Origin of the sequence: Burkholderia mayonis (assembly GCF_001523745.2) — a bacterium.
Classification (GTDB): domain Bacteria; phylum Pseudomonadota; class Gammaproteobacteria; order Burkholderiales; family Burkholderiaceae; genus Burkholderia; species Burkholderia mayonis.
The window spans coordinates 2244613-2263595 of sequence record NZ_CP013386.1; the positions used below are offsets into that span (position 1 = coordinate 2244613).

Consider the following 18983-nt stretch of genomic DNA (forward strand, 5'->3'; position numbering starts at 1 on the left):
CGGCGGGCGGCCATGCCCGCCTGCCGCGCCACCGCCCGCCCCCGCTTAGTTCGAGCGGGCGGGCTTCACCGATATGATGCCCGGCATCGCATCCGCGTCGCGCTTCTTCGTTTCGACCAGCCAGCCATTCCCGTCCGTATACGGCACGCGCGCAAGCGCGCTGCGCACGAGCGCGGGCGCCGCCCGCAGCGCGTCGGGACGCCGGTCCTGCACGGCCGCCGAGACACGATACGCCTCGGCGCCGCTGCTGCGCTCGACGAAACGCAACGTCAGCACGTGCCGGTAGATCGTGCCCGCGAACGGCAGTCCGAACGGCGCTGGTCCGTCGACCGCGACGCACGCCGGTTGCTGCGCGCCGCCGCAACCCGGCATCGTCAGCACGACGGATGCCGGCTGCGTCGCATAGGCGATCGTCACGCGATAGCGGGCCTGCGCGTCGGCCGCTTCGTCGAAGCCGCGCTGCGCAAGCTCGCGGCGCACGAGCGTTTCTACTTGCCGGTAGTCCGCGTTGTCGGCCTGCACGGCCGTCCGCGCGAAATCGTAGGTCCGCGTGCCCGCGAGCGCGCCCGGCGCCGCCGAAGCGCTGACGCCTGTCGTCACCGACGCGCATCCTGACAACCATGCGACCGCCAGCGCCGCCCCCGCCCACAAGATCTTCATAGCTTCTCCCATATCGCTTCGCCCCGTACTCATTCGCCCATGCACGGGCCCCACCCGCGCCGAGCGTCGAATCCTGCCGACGTCACGCCGGCGGCTCGTCGAACGTCGGCAGCGACACGGTAATCGCCGTGCCGACGCCCGGCGTGCTGTCGACGCCGATGCCGCCGCCATGCCGCACGACCACGGTCTTGACGAACGCCATCCCGAGCCCGGACCCGGCGACTTCCGGCCGCTCGCTCGTGTGAAACCGCTTGAAGCGCTCGAACAGGTGCCGCTGATCCTCGAGCGAAATGCCGTAGCCCTGGTCACGGATCGTGCAGTGCAGGCGCCTCGTGTCCGGCTCGACCGATAGCGTACACGTGATCACCGTATCCGTCGGACTGTATTTGACCGCGTTGTTCAACAGGTTCACGAGCGCGCGGGTCATCAGCGAGCGGTCGGCGCCGACCCAGCACGGCTCGTCGCCGAGCGACGTGTCGATGCGAATCCGCTTCGCCTGCGCTTGCGGCCAGACCTCGTCGCTCGCGTCGATCAGCAGGTCGGTGAAGCTCACCGCTTCGAGCTGGTACGTCTGCGACTCGGCGCGCGCGAGCTGCACGAACTCGTCGGCGAGCATCAGCGCGCGCTGCGCATAGCGCTCGATCCGCGCGAGCAGCCCGCGCGCGTGATCGGATTCGGCCCGCTGCCGCTCGATCTCGACGAGCGCGAGGATCGATGACTGCGGCGAGCGCATGTCGTGCGACAACAGATGCAGCGCCTCCTCGCGCTGCCGCTCGGCCGCGTGCAGCGCGGTCACGTCGACGAGGCTCGCGATCCAGCCCGTCACGTTGCCCTGCGCGTTCGTGCACGGCGCGTAGCGTAGCAGATGATCGAGCCCGCTCAGGTCGCGAACTTCGATGCCGCGCTCCATCACGTCGTTCTCGTAGTCGCGTGTCGGGTCGAGCGCGGCGGGCCAGTGCGTGCGGATCTCGAGGTCATGCTCGGCGTTGCCGTCGACCGTCTTCGTAAACGACAGCTCGCCGAACGCGACGCGCAGCGGCCGCCCTTCCGGCGCCGGCGCGTTGAGCCGCGCGCAATAGCGCTTCGCCGCGTGGTTCGCGATCAGCACGGTACCCGCGAGATCGGTGACGACGACGGGTTCCGGCATGCTGTCGAGGCTGTCCCAAACGAAGCGCTTCATGTCCTGCACGCGCTGCGCGGCCTGCGCCATCAGCGCCATCTGCCGCTCGAGCACGTCGCCGCCGAATTCGCTGCGCTCGCGCGGCGCCTCGGGCAGCAGATGCGGCTCGTCGGCAAGACGCTGCAGCTCGTGGCGCAGGTACGACATCGTCATCTCGAGGCGCCGCCAGTTCCAGATCGGGTAGACCGCGATCAGCCCGAAGATCGCCGGCGCGGGCGACAGCCACAGCCTCGCCTCGTAGAGGAGCGCCGTGCTCGACGCGACCGCGAGCGCCGCGAGGCTCAGCGTGAGGAGCAGCGAGCGCCACGGCGACAGCATCAGGAAGCCGGCGAGCAGCACGACGAGCGGCAGCAGCGACGCGCTGAACACGAGCCAGCCGGACACGGGCGAGATCGCGCGCCCCGTCATCAGCGTATCGAGCACGCTCGCATGGATATAGACGCCCGGCAGCGGGCCGAACTCGCCCGAGATCGGCGTCGCGAAGCGATCGTAGAGTCCCGACGCGGTCGCGCCGACGATCACGATCTTCCCGCGGAGTTGCCCGGGATCCACGCGGCCCGCGAGCACGTCGACGAACGAGATCGCCGGGTAGTTCTGCGACGCGCGGCTGAACGGAATGAAATAGCGGGATTCGCCGTTGTCGTCCCGCGCGATGTCGTGCGCGCGCCGCGCGACGGGCGCCGGCTGCGCGAGCTTCAGCTGGCCGTTCTCGAGCGCGTGGAACACGGGCACCATCAGTTGCGGCCAGCGGTGCCGGCCGTCGCTCTCGAAGAGCGCGACGCTGCGCACGATTCCGTCCGGGTCGACTTCCAGATTGATGTGGCCCGCGCCCGCGACGTGCTGCGCGAGCACCGGCACGGGCGGATTGACGGTGCGCGTGCCATCGCCCTCCTCGGGGCTCAGCAGCACGGGCAGGAACGTCGGCACGAGATCGAGCGACTTCGCCAACGCCTTGTCGTCGGCGGACGGCTCGGTGAACAGCACGTCATAGACGACGGCGGCCGGCTGCGTCTTCGCGAGCGCGTCGAGGAATTCCGCATGGACGCTGCGCTGCCACGGCCAGCGGCCGAGCGTGTCGAGACTGCGGTTGTCGATCTCGACGATCACGATGTTCGGCTCGATCGGCAGCTTGCGCAGCGTCAGCAAGCGGTCGTAGATGATCCGATCGACGCTCGCCGTCATCCGGCCCGCGACGCCCCCGAGGATCACCGCGATCCCGAGACAGCCGATCGCGATCCATTCGACGAGAAAGCGGCGGCCGAGCAGCCGCCGCCGTTGCGTGCGGTCGAATCTCATCCGCCGCCCATCAACGCGCGATCGTGAACGCGTTGACCGCGCTGGCCTTCTCGTAGAAACGGCCGCCTTCGAAGCGCTCCGCGATCACGGACCAGTAGTAGTCGCCGGGCTTCAGGTTCGATACGGCGATGCGCCCGCCCTGCGCGTCGACCTGGTCTACGATCGGGTTGCTCAGATCCTTCGCCCCCGACAGCACGAAGCGAAAGCGCGTCGCGCCGCCCGCGGAGCCGCCGTCCGTCGTCGACCAGCGGAACGTGTACCCGCCGTCGGCGGGCGCCGCGGACGCGTTGATTCCGAAGCGTCGGCGCTCGAACGCGTAGATGCGCGGCTGGCCTTCGAGGCCGTGCGAATCGACAGCAGAGAGACGGACGAAATAGGTGCCGTCTGGCACGTCCGTAAACGCGGCGTGCGGCGCATTCACGCGTACTTCCTGGAAGAGATCGTACAGGCCCGCGTCGCGCGCGATCTGCACGTGGTAGTTCTGCGCGCCGCCCAGCGGCACGAGATCGAACGCCACCTGCGGCTCGTCCTGCACCTTCGCCGGATCGGTGAGCTGCGGCGCGCCAAGGAGCGCGATCGGGTTGCCGACCACGCCGTTCGCGCTCGACACGTTGCCGAAGTTCGCATGAACGAGCGTGTCGGTCGTGCGCTTCGCGCTCGGCGCAACGCCGACCGTGCCGTCCAGCACTTCGACCGTCGTCGACGCGCGACCGTCCTTGTCGTAATTCACGCGAAAGCGCGTGCCGCGCACGCCGGCGACGACCGACGGCGAACGGATCTGGAAGCGATCGTCTTTCTTCTTCAGGTGGGTGACTTCGCTGTCGACGGAGCCGCGCCGCAGGTCGATCACGCGCTCGAGCGTGCCCGTCAGCACCGTACGGCGCAGCGTCGCGAGATCGATCTGGCTGTCGGGCGGCATGCTCAGGTGCGTGCCGTCCGTGAGCTCGAGCGTGACGAACGCGTTCGCGCCCGTGCGCAGGCGGTCGCCTTCCGTCAGCGTCGCATCGACGGCCACGGGCGTGAACCGCGCGGAGCCGCGCCCCGCGCTCTCGACCGCGCCGTGCGCGGCGATCACGCGCGCCGACAGCCGCTCCTTGCGCAGCCGCGCCGCGGGCAGCTTCAGCACGGCGCCCGGCTGCAGGTGCTTCGGCACCGGCACGTCGTTCAGCTGCGCAACGAGCGACCAGTCGTCCGATCCTTGCAGGTAGCGGGCCGCGACGTCGTACAGGGTGTCGCCGCTGCGCGTCGTGTAGTCGACGGTCTGCGCGGCCGGGCGCTTCGCCTGCTGCGCGGCGGCGTGCTGCGCCGCCAGAGCCACTGCCGCGGCGCAGCACGCCGTCAGCACGTACTTCGTCACGATGCCGCTTGCGCTCACTCGGCGTCTCCCTGCGTCACGCGCTCGAGCCGGTAGCCGTAGCCGTAGATCGGCGCGAGACGGTAACCGTTCTCCGGACGCAGGCCGAGCTTCGTGCGCAGCATCGAGATGTGCGTGTCCATCGTCCGCGACGGAATGTCGGTGGCCTGCTTCCAGACGAGATCGAGGATGTGCGCGCGCGACAGCGGCCGGTCGAGGTGCTGGAACAGCAGCAGCGCGAGCTCGAACTCCTTCTGCGTGAGGCTCACCGGCTTGTCGCCGACGTACGCCTGCTTCAGGTTCGCGTCGAACTTGTAGTTGTCGAACTCGCGGATCGACGACTCCGCGTTGACGGGATACGCGCGGCGCAGCAGCGAGCCGATCCTCGCGCGCAGGATCGGACCGGACACGGGCTTCACGACGTAGTCGTCGGCGCCCGCGTTCAGGATCTGCGTGATGCCCGCTTCGTCGTCGCGGCTCGTCATGAAGATGATCGGCAAACGATGTTCGACCTGGTTCGCCCGCACCCACTTCAGGACTTCCTCGCCGGACATGTCCGGCACGTTCCAGTCGAGCACCAGCAGATCGAACGTCTCGCGCTGCAGGCGCTTCTTCAGCGCCTTGCCTTCCTTGAACGCATAGCACGTATGGCCTGCGGCCGTCAGCGTCTGACTGACAAAATCCGTTTGGGCCTGATCGTCATCCAGTACAGCAATTCTCATAGCACCCCGCAAAACGAAATCCATTCGGGCCGCGTTCGCCGAGCGGCCATGGGCAAGCCCGCACGAGCCCCGATTCGTAATAACCCGCCATTATCGGCTGAATGGTGATGATTGTCCGGCGCGCTACGCGCGAACCGGTATTCTAAGTGATCGATGCCCCCATATCTCAAAAACGGGGCACGCCTGAGCGTGCGTTTTCATGATGGTAGTATGAAAACGTCCTGAGAAATGTGCGTATCGCCGCGTAATTATGTCAACGGTGATCGAGTCGCTCGCCGCGCTGCCGGCTGATTGCCCGACGAGCGCACCGGGAGCGCTCCGCTAGGCCGGATCGGTTTCGAATACGTCGCGTGCGATCGGGCGCGACGCGTGTTGCAATGCGTCATGCAGACGGCCGCGCACGTGTTCCCAAGCGGCGCGCGCATAGTCCGGCTGATCGGCCGCCCATGCGTGCGCGAGATCGAACACGCGCTCGACGGTCGCCGCGCAGCGCGTCAAGTCCGGCTGCGGACTGCCGAGCGCTTCGCGCATCCATTCGGCGAGCCAAGGCATCTCGACTGCGCTCGCATCCGCATATGCCTCCAACGCGGCACGCGCATGGCGATCATGCTCGGGATCGAGCTCGACGCGCTGCATCGGCCGCATCCGCTCGCGCGCCTTGCCGTTCGGCTCGAACGGTATCCGAATCGTTCCCGATTTGAACAGCATGACACTCCCCTGTTTGCCGCAACGACACGCACGGGGCATGTCCTTCGCGATACGTCCCGTCCGCAGCCGCGGCACCGCGCGGTGTGTTTCTGCAGACGAGATCCGACAGCGCAGTATAGGCAGTGCGCGGCGACAGGTGGTTTAAGGATTGTCAGATGCGACGAGCCGCCTTCGGCCCGGCGACGGCGGCTTGCGGCGTTCGCTCGCGGCATTCGCTGCGGCGTTCGCGCGGGGAGCGCGCAATGAAAAATGCCGCGTCGGGCGCGCCCGCGCGGCATCGGAACGATGCGGCGCCGCCGCCTTGCGCGTCAGCGGCGGCGCATCAGGAAAACGAACGTCTTGTCCTGCGTCGTCGACGACTCGACGATCTCGTTGCCCGTCTGCTTCGCGAACGCGGCGAAATCGCGCTGCGAGCCGGGATCGGTGGCGAGCACCTTGAGAATCTGGCCGCTTACCATGTCGGCCAGCGCTTTCTTCGCGCGCAGGATCGGCAGCGGGCAATTGAGCCCGCGCGCGTCCACTTCCTTGTGAATGAGCATCGGCTTTCGACCTTCGAATGGCGCGCCGTCGCGGCGCTTGTCGGAACGCACGATTCTACCGCATGCGCCCCCAACCGCACCCGCGCGCGAGCAAGCGCCGACGCGCGCGCAGCCGGCTGCCCGGCGCGCGTCAGAGGGCTACAGTTCCACCGCGCGCCCGGTCCGCAGCGACTCGCGCAGCGCATGGCCGATCCGCGTCGCCTCGAGCGCGTCCGCGAGCGTCGCGCCGCCCAAGCCGCTCTCGCCCCGCACCGCCGCGACGAACGCCTGCGCCTCGATCAGGAACGCCTCCTCGAAGCGATCGAAGAACGTCGGCGTGCAGGCGTTGCGGATGCCTGTCGCGTCGTGGATCTCGACGCGGTTCGCGCGCGGGTTGCGGCCGATCGTGAGCGCCCCGGCGGCGCCGATCACCTCCGAGTGCGTGTCGTTGCCGTGCGCCATCGTGCGCGACGCGTAGAACATCGCGAGCCGGCCGCCCTCGAACTCGCAGATCGCGACGCCATTGTCGACGTCGCCGCACGCGCGCAGGCCCTCGTGCAGCGCGATCGCGCCCGCCGCGTACACGCGCTTCGCGCGCGGCGCGCCGAGCAGCCACCGCGCGACGTCGATGTCGTGCACCGTGCAGTCGAGGAAGATGCCGCCCGAGCTCGGCGCGAAGCGCACGAAGAAGCCCTCCGGATCGTTCCGGTCGCAGGTCTGCGAGCGCACGAGGAACGGCCGGCCGATCGCGCCCGCCGCGACGCGCTCGTATGCGTCGCGGTAGCTCGGATCGAAGCGGCGCATGAAGCCGATCGTCGCGACGAGATGCGGCCGCGCGCGCGCCTCGGCCAGCACCCGCTCGCACTCGGCGAGATCGAGCGACAGCGGCTTCTCGCAGAACACGTGCTTGCCGGCGGCGAGCGCCGCGACGATCTGGTCCGCGTGCAGCGCCGACGGCGTGACGAGCCACAACGCATCGAGCTCGGGATCGGCGACGAGCGCGTCGAAATCCTCGTAGACACGCGGCACCTTCAGCGCGTCGCGCGCCCACGCGCATTCGTCCGCGACCGGGCTGCACGCGGCGGCAAGCGCCGCGCCCGCGACGCGGCGCGCGAGGTTTTCCGCATGTCGCCGGCCGAGCCGGCCGAGCCCCGCGATGCCGATCCGCACGGGGGCTGCGCTATGGCTGACTGTCATCGCATCGCTCCTTCAGGCCGGCGCTTCGCCGAGCTTCACCGCGCGCCCTTCGCGCCACGACCGCGTCGCGGCCTCGGCGAGCTCGAGCGCCTTCACGCCGTCCGCGACCGTCGTGCGCACCGGCTCGCCGTGCGTCACCGCGGCAAAGAAATGCTCGATCTCGCGCGCGTACGCGGCGCGGTAGCGCTCGAGGAAGAACGCTTCGGGCAGGTCGGTCGACACCGCGTGCGCCGAATAGCCCGTCACCTCGGTCGGCCGCACGTTGCCCGCCTGCAGCATCCCGGCGCTGCCGAGCACTTCGAAGCGCTGGTCGTAGCCATACGCGGCGCGGCGCGTCGTGTTGATCTGGCAGAGCCGGCCGCGCTTCGTGCGGATCGTGACCGCGGTCGAATCGACGTCGCCCGCGTCCGCGATCGCCGGATCGGTGAGGCAACTGCCCGTCGCGTGCAGCGTGTCGGCATCGTCGTCCAGGATCCAGCGGAAGATGTCGAAGTCGTGGATCAGCATGTCCTTGAAGATCCCGCCCGAGTGCCTGATGTAGTCGACGGGCGGCGCGCCCGGATCGCGGCTCGTCACGACGAGCATCTCCGGCGCGCCGATCTCGCCCGCGTCGATGCGGCGCTTCACCGCCTCGAAGGTCGGATCGAAACGGCGCTGGAAGCCGATCATGCAGACGACGCCCGCTTGCGCGACGGCCGCCTCGCACGCGCGCGCCCGCGCGACCGTCAGGTCGACGGGCTTCTCGCAGAACACGTGCTTGCCCGTGCGCGCGGCGCCGGCGATCAGGTCGGCGTGCGTGTCGGTGCTCGAGCAGATCACCGATGCGCCGATCGACGCGTCGCCGAGCGCACCGTCGACGTCGGCGACCTGCGCGCCGTGCTGCGCGGCGAGCGCGGCCGCCGCATCGCGGTTCACGTCGACCACGTACTTGAGCCGCACGCCGGGCCGGCGCGCGAGATTGCCCGCATGGATGCGGCCGATCCGCCCGGCGCCGAACACGGCGACGTTGATCGTCGGTACTGCGTCAGTCATCGTATCCTCCAGTGTCCTTGACTTCTTCGACGTTCAATTCCAGCCGGTACGCGAGCGCGATGAAGAGCGCCTGGCACAGGCAGATCGTGCTCGTCAGCGAACGGAACGCGAACGCGCTCCCCTCCTTCACGAGCAAATGGGCGCTCGCGTCGCGCGCGAGCGGCGACAGGCGGCCGTCGGTGATGACGAGCGTCTGCGCATGGTTGTGGCGCGCGGCGCGCAGGCAGTACTGCGTCTCCTTGCCGTACGGCGCGAAGCTGATCGCGATCACGACGTCGCCCTTCTTCACGCTGCGGATCTGCTCGCGGTACATGCCGCCGAGCCCCGACACGAGGTGCACGCGCTTCGCCGTATGCTGCAGCGCGTACACGATGTAGCTCGCGACCGGAAACGAGCGGCGCACGCCGACCACATAAATGTTCTCGGCCTTCTCGAGCATCGTGACGGCCGCGTCGAACTGGTCGTCGTCGAGGCCCGCCGCGAGCTCGTCGAGGCCCGCGCGCGACGCGTCGATGAACTGCCGCGCCACCGCGCCGCCCGTCATCGGGCCCGATTTGCCGTCGATCAGGTTGCGAATCCGCTGCTGGTAGCTCTGCACGGTCGGGTTCTGGCCCGTGTACGCGTCCTTGAACACCGCCTGCAGATCGGAAAACCCGGAAAAGCCGAAACGCTGCGCAAAACGCACGACGGCGGACGGATGCACGCCGCAGCGCTCGGCGATGTCGCTCGTGCGGTCCATCATCACGCTCGAGCGGTGCGCGTCGATGTACGACGCGATGTGCTTCAGTTGGCGCGGCAGCGCGTCGTAGGCGTCGGCGATCCGTTGCAGCAGGTCGTCGACGGCGGGCGTCTCCGGTGGTGTCGTGTCGTCCATGTCCGTTGCGGCCGGCGGGCGCCGCGTCGCGCATCGCGCGCGCCGCGGACAGCATCCGGCTCGTTGTCTTGTCGTGCACCGAGTATAGGCATTCCGGATTCAAAATGGAATAAATTTTCCATTGCATGATTAAATAAAATTTTCTTTGCAATCCAAGGCGGATTGACCTAACCTTGCTCGTGAACGCGGCCCGGCCTGCGTTCGCCCGAAAACGACAGACAGAGAAAGGTGGAGACATGAGACTTTGCACTGGCAAGGCCGTCCTGCGCGCGTGCGTCGCCGCGATCGCCGTCGCGGCGGGCGTGGGCGCCGCGGTCCCGGCGGCCCAGGCGGCGGACGCCCGGTTCGCGCTGATCAGCCACGCGCCCGATTCCGATTCGTGGTGGAACACGATCAAGAACGCGATCAAGCAGGCGGACGAGGATTTCAACGTCACGACCGACTATCGCAACCCGCCGAACGGCGACATTGCCGACATGGCGCGCTTGATCGAGCAATCGGCCGCCCGCGACTACGACGGCGTGATCACGACGATCGCCGACTACGACGTACTGAAGAACGCGCTCAAGAAAGTCACCGCAAAGAAGATCCCGCTCGTGACGATCAACTCCGGCACCGAGGAACAGAGCGCGCAGCTCGGCGCGATCATGCACGTCGGCCAGCCTGAGTACGTCGCGGGCCACGCGGCGGGTGAGAAGGCGAAGGCGGCGGGCGTGAAGACCTTCGTCTGCGTGAACCACATCGCGACCAACAGCGTGTCGTTCGACCGCTGCCGCGGCTTCGCCGACGCGATCGGCGCCGACTACAAGCGCTCGACGATCGACTCCGGCCAGGACCCGACCGAGATCCAGTCGAAGGTCAGCGCGTACCTGCGCAACCATCCGGACACGCAGGCGATCCTGACGCTCGGCCCGGTGCCCGCCGCGGCGACGCTGAAGGCGGTCCAGCAGATGGGCCTCGCGAACAAGCTGTTCTTCGCGACGTTCGATTTCTCGGACGACATCGCGAAGGCGATCCAGAGCGGCGCGATCAAGTTCGCGATCGACCAGCAGCCGTACCTGCAGGGCTACATCCCGGTCGCCGTGCTCGCGATCGCGAAGCAGAACAAGACCGCCGATCCCGCAAAGATCCGCCAGATCCTCGAGGCGAATCCGAAGTTCCAGGCGCGGCTTTCGACTTACGGGCTGCAACCGTCGTACGGGCCGAAGAATATCCGGTCCGGCCCTGGCTTCATCACGAAAGAGAACATCGACAAAGTGCTCAAGTACGCGGGCCAGTACCGCTAACGTCCATCGCATCGATTCGCACGACGCGCGGGCGCTCGCCCGCGCGCTTTACCGGCGACGCGGAGCCGAACGCGCCGAGCGCCGGGCATCAAGGAGACATCATGGGTGTAGTCGGCAAGCACATGTCAGCGCATGCGCACGAGAAGCCGCAGCCGGGCGCCGCGTCCGACGAACGGCTGCGCGGCGAAGCGTGGTTCCAGCGCTTTCTCAATCGTCCCGAGTTCGCCGCGATTTCCGGCGCCGTGCTCGTGTTCGCGGTGTTCGCGTTCGGCGCGGGCGGCTCCGGCATGTTCAATCTCGACGGGATCATGAACTGGTCGCAGGTCGCGGCCTATCTCGGCATCCTCGCGGTCGGCGCGTGCCTCTTGATGGTCGCGGGCGAGTTCGACCTGTCGATCGGCTCGATGATCGGCTTCGCCGGGATGATGGTCGCGATCCCGACCGTCTACTTCCACTGGCCGATCTGGCTCGCTATCCTGTTCGCGTTCGCCGGCTCGATGGCGCTCGGCGCGCTGAACGGCTATCTCGTGATGCGCACGAAGCTGCCGTCGTTCATCGTCACGCTCGCCTTCCTGTTCATCCTGCGCGGGCTCACGCTCGCGCTGTCGATCATGTTCGCCGACCGCACGATCGTGTCGGGCCTCGGCGACTACGCGCACGCCGATCCGATCACGCATGTCCTGTTCCAGGGCGTCGCGTTCCACGACCTGTTCCGCTGGCTCGCGCACGTCGGCGTCGGCCAGGTGCTCGACAACGGCGAGCCGCTCGTGCCCGGCGTGCCGAAGGTGCTGCTGTGGTGGTTCGCCGTCACCGCGATCGGCGCGTTCGTGCTCGCGAAGACGCGCTACGGCAACTGGATCCTCGCGTCGGGCGGCGACGCGCACGCGGCGAAGAACGTCGGCGTCCCGGTGCGCCGCGTGAAGATCTCGCTCTTCGTGCTGACCGCGTTCTGCGCATGCCTGTTCGCGGTGCTGCAAGTGGCCGACATCGGCTCGGCCGCGGCCGACCGCGGGCTGCAGAAAGAATTCGAGGCGATCATCGCCGCGGTGATCGGCGGCACGCTGCTCACGGGCGGCTACGGATCTGTGATCGGCGCGGCGTTCGGCGCGCTCATCTTCGGCGTCGTGCAGATCGGCATCACCTACACGAACATCAGCTCGGATTGGTTCCGCGTGTTCCTCGGCGTGATGCTGCTCGTCGCCGTGCTGTTCAACCACTATGTCCGCCGCCGCGTGTCGCAATCGTAACGGAGTTCAAGCATGTCCACGCCAGCATCCAACGAGACGATTCTCTCGCTCGAGAACGTCAGCAAGTATTTCGGCAAGGTGATCGCGCTGTCGGGCGTCACGCTGCGCCTGAAGCGCGGCGAAGTGCACTGCCTCCTCGGCGACAACGGCGCCGGCAAGTCGACGCTCATCAAGACGCTCGCGGGCGTTCACCCGCCGTCCGACGGGCAGTACCTGGTCGACGGCAAGCCCGTGCTGTTCGAATCGCCGAAGGACGCGCTCGACCTCGGCATCGCGACCGTCTACCAGGATCTCGCGCTCGTGCCGCTCCTCTCCGTCGCGCGCAACTTCTTCATGGGCCGCGAGCCGCAGAAGAAGCTGTTCGGCCTCTTCAACGTGATGGATCTCGATGCGAGCGCGCAGATCGCCCGCGCGAAGCTCGCCGAGATGGGCATCAACGTGCGCGACGCGCACCAGCCGATCGGCACGATGTCGGGCGGCGAGCGGCAGTGCCTCGCGATCGCGCGCGCGATCCACTTCGGCGCGCGCGTGCTGATCCTCGACGAACCGACCGCCGCGCTCGGCGTCAAGCAGAGCTTCAACGTGCTGAAGCTGATCCACGCCGCGCGCGCAAAGGGGATCTCGGTGATCTTCATCACGCACAACGTGCATCACGCGTACCCGATCGGCGATTCGTTCACGCTGCTCAACCGCGGCCGCTCGCTCGGCACCTTCACGAAGGAGACGATCGGCAAGAACGAAGTGCTCGACATGATGGCGGGCGGCGCCGAAATGCAGAAGATGATCGCCGAACTCGACGGCGCGACCATTTGATCCAGGACTCGCGATGACTTCCCCTACTCTCTCCTTTGCGCAGCATCGCCCGCTCGACGTGATCTGCATCGGCCGCGTCGCGGTCGATCTCTACGCGCAGCAGATCGGCGCGCGGCTCGAGGACGCGTCGAGCTTCGCGAAGTATCTCGGCGGCTCGTCGGGCAACATCGCGTTCGGCTGCGCGCGGCTCGGCCTCAAATCGGCGATGCTCTCGCGCGTCGGCCACGACCACATGGGCCGCTTCGTGTCCGAGACGCTCGCGCGCGAAGGCTGCGACACGAGCCGCCTGCGCACCGATCCCGAGCGCCTGACCGCGCTCGTGCTGCTCGGCCTGAAAGACCGCGACACGTTCCCGCTCGTCTTCCATCGCGAGAACTGCGCGGACATGGCGCTCGACGAGAACGACTTCGATGAGGCGTTCATCGCGTCGTCGAAGGCGCTCCTCATCACCGGCACGCACTTCTCGACCGAGCAGGTGATGCGCGCGAGCCGGCGCGCGCTCGACTACGCGCGCCGCAACCAGGTGCGCACGGTGCTCGACATCGACTATCGCCCGGTGCTGTGGGGCCTGACCGGCAAGGCCGACGGCGAGACGCGCTTCATCGCGAACGAAGGCGTGACCGCGCACCTGCAGCGGATCCTGCCGCGCTTCGACGTCGTGATCGGCACCGAGGAGGAATTCCGCATCGCGGGCGGCAAGGACGCGCTCCTCGACGCGCTCGCGATGGTGCGCGCGGTGACGAGCGCTGCGCTCGTCGTCAAGCGCGGGCCGCTCGGCTGCTCGATCGTCGACGGCGACGTGCCCGCGACGCTCGACGCGCTGCCGCTCATCGGCGGCGTCGAAGTCGACGTGATGAATGTGCTCGGCGCGGGCGACGCGTTCGCGTCGGGCTTCCTGTCGCAATGGCTGCGCGGCCGCCCGTTCGACGAAGCGGCGCGCGCGGCGAACGCGTGCGGCGCGCTCGTCGTGTCGCGGCACGGCTGCTCGCCCGCGATGCCGACGCCCGCCGAGCTCGCGTATTTCCTCGGCGAGGCGAAACGCGACCCCGCGCGGATGCGCCGCCCCGATCTCGATCCGACGCTCGCGCGGCTGCACCGCGTGACGCCCGCGCGCGCGCCGCGCGACGAAGTGCTCGGCTTCGCGTTCGATCATCGCAACCCGTTCTTCGAGCTCGCGCGGCTGACGGGCGCGAGCGTTGCGCGCGTCGAGCAGCTCAAGCGCCTGTTCGTCGAGGCGGTCGCGCAGACGGAAGCGCAGCTCGGGCTCGCCGGCCGGATCGGCGTGCTGATCGACGACCGTTACGGGCAGGACGCGCTCAACGACGCGACCGGTCGCGGCTGGTGGATCGGCCGGCCGGTCGAGCTGCCCGGCTCGCTGCCGCTCGAATTCGATCACGGCCGCTCGATCGGCACGACGCTCGTGTCGTGGCCGCAAGAGCACATCGCGAAGTGCCTCGTCCAATACCATCCGGACGAGCCCGCCGAGCAGCGGATCGAACAGGAGACGCAGTTGCGCGCGCTGTACGACGCCGTGCAGGCGAGCGGCCACGCGCTGTTGCTCGAAGTGATCCCGCCGCGCCGCGCGGACCTGCCGCAGGCCGCCGACACTGTGTACCGCGCGCTCAAGCGCCTGTACAACATCGGCATCCATCCGGAATGGTGGAAGCTCGCGCCGCTCGACGCCGCGCAATGGAAGGCGATTGACGCACTGATCGCCGAGCGCGATCCGTACTGCCGCGGCGTCGTGCTGCTCGGCCTCTCGGCGCCCGTCGACGAGCTCGTCGACGGCTTCAAGGCGGCGGCCGCGTCCGCGACGTGCCGCGGCTTCACGGTCGGCCGCACGATCTTCCACGAGCCGAGCCGCGCGTGGCTCGCGGGCGAGATCGGCGACGCCGAGGTGATCGCCCGCGTGCGGCAAACGTTCGAGACGCTGATCGGCGCATGGCGCGCGGCCCGCGCAAGCGATGGCGCGCACGGCCGGCACGCGGCCGCGCGGCGCGTGGCCGCCTAGGAGCCCATGCATGAATCGCAGCGCAATGGACAATGAAACCCTACGAGACCCGAGCGTGAACGACATCATCGACGATCCGGCCGCGAACGCCTCCGGCACGATCCGGCTGACCGCCGCGCAGGCGCTCGTGCGCTATCTGGCCGCGCAGCGCGTCGCGGCCGGCGACGGTGGCAATGGCGGCAACGGCCATGCCGGCGGCGCCGAGCTCCTCTTCGGCGGCGTGTTCGCGATCTTCGGACACGGCAACGTCGCGGGCCTCGGCGAAGCGCTCTATCAGCACCGCGACACGCTGCCGACCTATCGCGCGCACAACGAGCAGGCGATGGCGCACGCCGCGATCGCGTACGCGAAGGCGCACTTCCGCCGCCGGATGATGGCCGTGACGACGTCGATCGGCCCCGGCGCGACGAACCTCGTCACCGCAGCCGCGCTCGCGCACGTAAACCGGCTGCCGGTGCTGCTCCTGCCGGGCGACGTCTTCGTGTCGCGCGCGCCGGACCCGGTGCTGCAGCAGATCGAGGATTTCCACGACGGCGGGATTTCGGCGAACGACGCGTTCAAGGCCGTGTCGCGCTACTTCGACCGGATCGTGCATCCGGCGCAGCTCCTCACCGCGCTGCCGCGCGCGCTGCGCGTGCTGACCGACGCGGCCCTCTGCGGCCCCGTCACGCTCGCGCTGCCGCAGGACGTGCAGGCGATGGCGTACGACTACCCGGCCGAATTCTTCGCGCCGCGCGTCGTCACGTTCCATGCGCCCGCCCCCGTCGAGGCCGAACTCGAAGCGGCGCTCGCGCAACTGCGCGCGGCGAAGCGGCCGTTCATCGTCGCGGGCGGCGGCGCGCTCTACAGCGAAGGCGGCGCGGCCGCGCTCGCCGCGTTCGCCGAGCGACACGGGATTCCGGTCGGCGAGACGCAAGCGGGCAAGAGCGCGCTGCCGTGGGATCATCCGCTCAACGCGGGCGCCGTCGGCGTCACGGGCTCGCCCGCCGCGAACGCGCTCGCGAACGACGCCGACTGCGTGATCGCGGTCGGCACGCGGCTGCAGGACTTCACGACGGGCTCGAACACGCTGTTCGCGCAGGCGCGCGTCGTCGGCATCAACGCGAACGCATTCGATGCGCTGAAGCACCGCGCGTCGATCGTCGAGGCCGATGCGCGGCTCGCGCTCGACGCGCTCGGCGCGCGCCTCGAAGGCTGGCGCGCTCACACCGCGTGGACCGCGCGCGCGCACGCGCTCGCGGGCGATTGGCGCGACGCCGTGACGGCCGTCACGCACGCGCCGCAGCGCGCGGGCGTGCTGCCGTACGACGCCGACGTGATCGGCGCCGTCCAGCGCTCGGCGCCCGGCTCGGCCGCGCGCGACATCGCGGTCTGCGCGGCGGGCACGCTGCCCGCCGAGCTGCACAAGCTGTGGCGCTCGGCGGCGCCGGGCGGCTATCACGTCGAATACGGCTATTCGTGCATGGGCTACGAGATCGCGGGCGGCCTGGGCGCGAAGCTCGCGAAGCCCGATCGCGAAGTGATCGTGATGGTCGGCGACGGCAGCTATCTGATGATGAACAGCGAGATCGCGACGTCGGTGATGCTCGGCGCGAAGCTCATCGTCGTCGTGCTCGACAACCGCGGCTACGGCTGCATCAACCGGCTGCAGCAGGCATGCGGCGGCGCGCCGTTCAACAACCTGTTCGACGACTGCGTGCAAGGCCCGCCCGGCGCGCCGCCGATCGACTTCGCCGCGCACGCGCGCGCGCTCGGCGCGCACGCGGAGCACGTCGCCGACGTCGCGGCGCTCGAAGCGGCGATGGCGCGCGCCCGCGCATCCGATCGCACGTACGTGATCTGCATCGACACCGATCCCGCCCGCACGACGGCCGACGGCGGCTGGTGGTGGGAAGTCGCGGTGCCCGAAGTGTCGCCGCGCGACGCGGTGCGCGACGCACGCGCGAACTACGAGCGGCAGGTCGCCGCCCGCACGAGCGCCGGCTCCGCCTCATCTTCCGCAACCTCTACCCCGGAATCATCGACATGAGCGCATCCGACATCCGTATCGGCGTCAATCCGCTGTCGTGGATGAACGACGACCTGCCGTCGCTCGGCGGCGAGACGCCGCTGTCCGTCGCGCTGGCCGAAGGCCGCGAGATCGGCTATGAAGGCTTCGAGCTCGGCAACAAGTTTCCGCGCGAACCGCAGGCGCTGAAGGCCCTCCTCGCGCAGTACAACCTGTCGCTCGTGTCCGGCTGGTACTCGGGGCGGCTCGCCGAGCGCGGCGTGCAGGAAGAGATCGACGCGGTCGGCCCGCATCTCGAGCTGCTCGCGAAGAACGGCGCGACCGTGATGGTGTACGGCGAAGTGGCCGGCACGATCCAGGGCTCGCCCGCGCCGCTCTACCAGCGCCCGCGCTTCGTCGACGACGCGCAATGGGACGCGTACGCCGAGCGCATCGACGCATTCGCGCGCTACACGCTCTCGCAGGGCGTGCGGCTCGGCTATCACCATCACATGGGCGCGTACGTCGAATCCCCCGCCGACGTCGACCGCCTGATGGCGAGCACCAGCGACGCGGTGGGCCTGCTGTTCGACGCCGGGCACATGACGTTCGGCGGCGGCGATCCGGCGGCCGAGCTCGCGAAGCACATCGGCCGCGTGTGCCACGTCCATTGCAAGGACGTGCGCCCGGCCGTGATCCGGCTCGCGCGCAACCGCAACTGGAGCTTTCTCGACGCCGTGATCGCCGGCGCGTTCACGGTGCCGGGCGACGGCTCGATCGATTTCCCGACGATCATCGACATGCTCAAGCGCCACGGCTATCACGGCTGGCTCGTCGTCGAGGCCGAGCAGGATCCGGCCGTCGCGCCGAGCTACGCGTATGCGCAACAGGGCTACCGGACGCTGCGCGCGCTCGTCGACGCGCCGCTCTCGCCCGCCGATCACCAGGAGGCGGCTTAAATGAGTTTGCTCGTCAAGGGCGCGGGCGACGGCGCGTCGATCGCGCGCGTCACGCCGGAATCGGCGCATTGGAAGCACGTCGGCTTCGCCGCGTATCGGCTGAAGGCGGGCGAGGCGCTCGAGCTCGTCGAGGCCGCGCGAGAGATGTGCATCGTCGTGCTGACGGGCACCGTCGACGTCGAAGCGGGCGACGGCGCGCGCTGGACCGAGCTCGGCTCGCGCGACAGCGTGTTCGACGGCGTCGCGCCGTATGCGCTCTATCTGCCGCCGCAGCGGCGCGTGACCGTGCGCGCGTCGCGCGACGCGGAGCTCGGCGTCGCGAGCGCGCCTGCGGCCGGGCGCTATCCGGCGCGGCTCATCCAGCCGTCGCAGATGCAGCGCTCGGTGCGCGGCAGCGGCGCGAACACGCGCTACGTCTGCGACATCCTGCCGCAAACCGAGCCGGCCGAATCGCTGCTCGTCGTCGAGGTGCGCACGCCGTCCGGGCACTCGTCGAGCTATCCGCCGCACAAGCACGATACCGACAACGCGCCCGTCGAAAGCGCGCTCGAGGAGACGTACTACCACCGCGTGCATCCGCCGCAGGGCTTCGTGTTCCAGCGCGTGTACACCGATTCGCGCGACATCGACGAATCGATGGCCGTGTGCGACCACGACGTCGTGCTCGTGCCGCGCGGCTATCACCCGGTCGTCGTGCCCTACGGGTACGAGTCGTACTACCTGAACGTGATGGCCGGGCCGACTCGTGCGTGGCACTTCAAGAACGATCCCGCGCACGAGTGGATGCTGAGCGGCGGACGGTGACGACGGGGCGGTGCGGGCCGGCGTATGCGAAGCCGGGCCGCGCGCGGGCGATCGACGTTCGGGTCGATCGCCCGCGCTTCCCTCGTGTCGGGGTGCGGGCGTCGAACGCCCGGCGCCCGGCTGCCGGTTCGTCGGAAACACCGCTTGCTCAGCGCTGGCCCGGCCGCGAGCGGATCGTCGCACGGTAAGTGTTCGGCGAGCTTTTTCGCCCACCACGCAGGTCGCGCTTTTCGATTGCGGCGCTCGACGCTGCGTGCGGTCCGCGTTGCCCTCATGGCCTCGGCCTACATCGGCTATCGCCCTCGCAGCCGATGCGCCGGCCCGTTCCCGGCATC

Annotated in this window: 16 protein-coding genes; 7 read left to right on the forward strand and 9 right to left on the reverse strand. The window is 69.1% G+C overall.

Annotated elements, in window-relative coordinates:
• Positions 1–45 precede the first annotated feature (45 nt).
• From WS70_RS11040 to WS70_RS11085, 9 genes are all read right to left on the reverse strand, one after another.
• Positions 46–660 carry a DUF4136 domain-containing protein gene (locus WS70_RS11040; RefSeq protein ID WP_059474172.1) on the reverse strand — a complete coding sequence of 205 codons (615 nt, stop codon included), beginning with the start codon at positions 658–660 and terminating at the stop codon, positions 46–48.
• 82 nt (positions 661–742) lie between these two features.
• Positions 743–3136 (reverse strand): CHASE2 domain-containing protein, encoded by a 2394-nt coding sequence (locus WS70_RS11045; RefSeq protein ID WP_059474171.1) that lies wholly within the window; start codon positions 3134–3136, stop codon positions 743–745.
• 10 nt (positions 3137–3146) lie between these two features.
• The gene (locus WS70_RS11050) at positions 3147–4511 is read right to left on the reverse strand and encodes a FecR family protein (protein ID WP_059474170.1); all 1365 of its coding nucleotides are present in this window, start codon (positions 4509–4511) and stop codon (positions 3147–3149) included.
• Complete coding sequence (locus tag WS70_RS11055) at positions 4508–5212, reverse strand: response regulator transcription factor (RefSeq protein WP_059474169.1); 705 nt, start codon at positions 5210–5212, stop codon at positions 4508–4510. The genes WS70_RS11050 and WS70_RS11055 overlap by 4 nt, the downstream gene beginning before the upstream one ends.
• 321 nt (positions 5213–5533) lie before the next feature.
• Positions 5534–5920: a hypothetical protein gene (locus WS70_RS11060; RefSeq protein WP_059597801.1), complete on the reverse strand. Its 387-nt coding sequence runs from the start codon at positions 5918–5920 to the stop codon at positions 5534–5536.
• A 308-nt stretch (positions 5921–6228) separates the two neighbouring features.
• Positions 6229–6459, reverse strand: a complete 231-nt coding sequence (locus tag WS70_RS11065) for a sulfurtransferase TusA family protein (RefSeq protein WP_059474167.1) — start codon at positions 6457–6459, stop codon at positions 6229–6231.
• A 138-nt stretch (positions 6460–6597) separates the two neighbouring features.
• Positions 6598–7635 (reverse strand): Gfo/Idh/MocA family oxidoreductase, encoded by a 1038-nt coding sequence (locus WS70_RS11075; RefSeq protein WP_059474166.1) that lies wholly within the window; start codon positions 7633–7635, stop codon positions 6598–6600.
• A gap of 12 nt (positions 7636–7647) precedes the next feature.
• On the reverse strand, positions 7648–8667 hold the full coding sequence (iolG, locus tag WS70_RS11080; protein WP_059474165.1) for an inositol 2-dehydrogenase: 1020 nt from the start codon (positions 8665–8667) through the stop codon (positions 7648–7650).
• Positions 8660–9541, reverse strand: coding sequence for a MurR/RpiR family transcriptional regulator (locus tag WS70_RS11085; protein ID WP_059474164.1), 882 nt, complete (start codon positions 9539–9541; stop codon positions 8660–8662). The genes iolG and WS70_RS11085 overlap by 8 nt, the downstream gene beginning before the upstream one ends.
• A 236-nt stretch (positions 9542–9777) precedes the next feature.
• On the opposite strand from WS70_RS11085, the gene WS70_RS11090 reads away from it, so the two are divergent.
• From WS70_RS11090 to iolB, 7 genes are all read left to right on the forward strand, one after another.
• Entirely contained in the window at positions 9778–10827 is a 1050-nt protein-coding gene (locus WS70_RS11090) for a sugar ABC transporter substrate-binding protein (RefSeq protein WP_059597802.1), read from the forward strand.
• Between the two features lie 101 nt (positions 10828–10928).
• Positions 10929–12074: an ABC transporter permease gene (locus WS70_RS11095; protein ID WP_059474162.1), complete on the forward strand. Its 1146-nt coding sequence runs from the start codon at positions 10929–10931 to the stop codon at positions 12072–12074.
• A gap of 12 nt (positions 12075–12086) precedes the next feature.
• Positions 12087–12887, forward strand: coding sequence for an ATP-binding cassette domain-containing protein (locus WS70_RS11100; protein ID WP_059597803.1), 801 nt, complete (start codon positions 12087–12089; stop codon positions 12885–12887).
• A gap of 13 nt (positions 12888–12900) precedes the next feature.
• A complete protein-coding gene (locus WS70_RS11105; RefSeq protein WP_059597804.1) occupies positions 12901–14898 on the forward strand; it encodes a bifunctional 5-dehydro-2-deoxygluconokinase/5-dehydro-2-deoxyphosphogluconate aldolase in 1998 nt (665 codons plus the stop codon).
• Positions 14899–14908: 10 nt separating this feature from the next.
• On the forward strand, positions 14909–16927 hold the full coding sequence (gene iolD, locus WS70_RS11110) for a 3D-(3,5/4)-trihydroxycyclohexane-1,2-dione acylhydrolase (decyclizing) (RefSeq protein ID WP_059474207.1): 2019 nt from the start codon (positions 14909–14911) through the stop codon (positions 16925–16927).
• Positions 16924–17844, forward strand: coding sequence for a myo-inosose-2 dehydratase (gene iolE, locus WS70_RS11115; RefSeq protein WP_059597805.1), 921 nt, complete (start codon positions 16924–16926; stop codon positions 17842–17844). The genes iolD and iolE overlap by 4 nt, the downstream gene beginning before the upstream one ends.
• Positions 17845–18648, forward strand: coding sequence for a 5-deoxy-glucuronate isomerase (iolB, locus tag WS70_RS11120; protein ID WP_059597806.1), 804 nt, complete (start codon positions 17845–17847; stop codon positions 18646–18648).
• Positions 18649–18983 lie beyond the last annotated feature (335 nt).